This window comes from Streptomyces scabichelini (assembly GCF_011045015.1).
GTDB classification, from domain to species: domain Bacteria; phylum Actinomycetota; class Actinomycetes; order Streptomycetales; family Streptomycetaceae; genus Streptomyces; species Streptomyces scabichelini.
On sequence record NZ_JAAKZY010000445.1, the window covers coordinates 1 to 2,198 of the forward strand.

At 69.7% G+C, this 2,198-nt stretch carries 3 protein-coding genes; 2 read left to right on the forward strand and 1 reads right to left on the reverse strand.

Features of this window, described 5'->3' with window-relative positions:
* The first annotated feature begins 201 nt into the window (after positions 1-201).
* Positions 202-675: a DUF6099 family protein gene (locus G5C60_RS50505; RefSeq protein ID WP_165271031.1), complete on the forward strand. Its 474-nt coding sequence runs from the start codon at positions 202-204 to the stop codon at positions 673-675.
* A gap of 85 nt (positions 676-760) precedes the next feature.
* Here G5C60_RS50505 and G5C60_RS50510 read toward each other — a convergent pair whose 3' ends face one another.
* Positions 761-937 carry a hypothetical protein gene (locus tag G5C60_RS50510; protein WP_165271033.1) on the reverse strand — a complete coding sequence of 59 codons (177 nt, stop codon included), beginning with the start codon at positions 935-937 and terminating at the stop codon, positions 761-763.
* 212 nt (positions 938-1,149) lie between these two features.
* Here G5C60_RS50510 and G5C60_RS50515 point away from each other — a divergent pair, with 212 nt between their 5' ends.
* The gene (locus G5C60_RS50515; RefSeq protein ID WP_165271035.1) at positions 1,150-2,073 is read left to right on the forward strand and encodes an LLM class F420-dependent oxidoreductase; all 924 of its coding nucleotides are present in this window, start codon (positions 1,150-1,152) and stop codon (positions 2,071-2,073) included.
* Positions 2,074-2,198: the final 125 nt, after the last annotated feature.

Here is a 2,198-nt window from a genome sequence, read left to right on the forward strand (position 1 = left end):
GGGCCGGGGGCCGGGGCCTGACGGAGGTCCCGAAAGGCCACTCATCACTCTCTGTAGTCGATGCGTTGTCCACACTCGATTCTTTGTCCACAGATTTCCGTCTTCCCCTGGCTTTTCGTCCCGAGGTACTTCACTCTGGGTAGTGGAGTGCGGAGTTCGGGCAGGCGTGTGGAGAGCGCGTCGGGACAGACGGGACAGTGCATGGACGCGGTGCGGCTCATCGGCGCGAGCAGATGTGCCCTGGTGGGAAGCGATGACGTGCTGGGCACCATGGCGGAGGCCTGGCAGGCGCAGGCCCTCGCCCAGGCGATAGGCAGTCGCCTGGCGATGTCCGGCCCTCCCGAATTACGGAGCGAGGCACTGGGGTTGACCGATCTGGCGGGCAGAGGCTGCCGAGTCCTGGACGCTCCGGGACTTCGTGCCGGGAGCCTGCGCGCGGCGCAACTCACGGAACTCGGCGATGCCCGCCGGGCCCTCCTCGACCTCGGCGGTCTCCTCGGAGAGGTCGGCATCGCCCTCGTCGGCATCGCCAGCGCGGCGGACGACGAGGGCACGTACTGGCAGTGCATGGAAGCCATCGACGCGGCGGACGAGTCCCGCGACAGAGTCCTCGAGATGCTGCGGACACTCGCGGAGCGGGATGAGGCTGAGCCCGAGCAGGGGTCTGCGGCGTAGGGCTTTGCCCCGCCCCGCCGCGGCGTCCCCTGGGCGAGCAGACCGTCAGGCGCAGCCTGATGCAGCCCGGCGCAGTCAGGTGCGGTCAGGTGCGCTCGGAGACGCCCTGGCCGCCGTCGGTCGGGGTCGTGTCCGGGCGGGCGGCCGACTGTTGGAGGTCGGCGTCGAGTTGGGAGAGGTCCGCGTTGAGTGCCGCCATCAGCTCCTCCATCTGTTGCAGCAAGCCATTGGGCTGCGACGAGGGAACGGCTTCCTCGGACATGACGGCCTCCTCGGCCTTCGCCTCCCGCGCGGGGAGGATCAGCAATATGCCGGGCGGTCCGGCTCCGCCCGAGTCCAACGAACACCGCTGGGGCCGGTCACTGCCAAGAGCCCGTCCTGGACGCGGAGTTGACGGTTTTCACCCGACCGAGGGCGAGGAGGGACGGTGGAACCGGTGGCGTTGACCGGTGTTCGACCGTGCAGGATGGGGCCATGGATCTTCGAATCTTCACCGAGCCCCAGCAAGGGGCCACCTACGACACCCTGCTCGCCGTGGCAAAGGCCACCGAAGACCTCGGTTTTGACGCCTTCTTCCGCTCCGACCACTACCTGCGGATGGGGGACGGAGACGGCCTCCCTGGCCCCACCGACGCCTGGGTCACCCTCGCCGGACTCGCCCGCGAAACCAAGCGCATCCGGCTCGGCACCCTGATGACCGCCGGCACCTTCCGCCTGCCCGGTGTCCTGGCCATCCAGGTCGCCCAGGTCGACCAGATGTCCGGCGGCCGAGTCGAATTCGGCCTGGGCGCGGGCTGGTTCGAGGAGGAGCACAAGGCGTACGGCATCCCGTTCCCCAAGGAGAAGTTCGCCCGACTCGAAGAGCAACTGGCCATCGTCACGGGCCTGTGGGCCACGGAGACCGGCCAGACCTTCAGCCACCACGGCACGTACTACGACCTCACCGACTCGCCCGCGCTGCCCAAGCCCGCACAGCCCAAGGTCCCGGTACTCATCGGCGGCCACGGCGCGACCCGCACCCCGCGCCTCGCGGCCCAGTACGCCGACGAGTTCAACATGCCGTTCGCATCGCCAGAGGACAGCGAGCGCCAGTTCGGCCGCGTACGGGCGGCGGCGGAGCAGGCCGGCCGCAAGGGCGACGACCTGGTGTACTCGAACGCGCTCGTCGTCTGCGTCGGCAAGGATGACGCGGAGGTCGCCCGCCGGGCCGCCGCGATCGGCCGCGAGGTCGAGGACCTGAAGACGAACGGCCTGGCCGGTTCCCCGGCGGAGCTCGTCGACAAGATCGGCCGGTACGCGGAGATCGGCGCCCAGCGGATCTACCTCCAGATCCTCGACCTCGACGACCTGGACCACCTGGAACTGCTCTCGTCGCAGGTGCAGTCGCAGCTGTCGTAGCCGAGGCCGGCTTACCGGCCCCTGAAGGGGCCCGCCGACGGCGGGCCCCTTCAGGGGCGCGGGGAACTGCGCGACCAGCCACAGACAACCCGCACCCGCCCACAAAACCGCACCCACCACCCCCG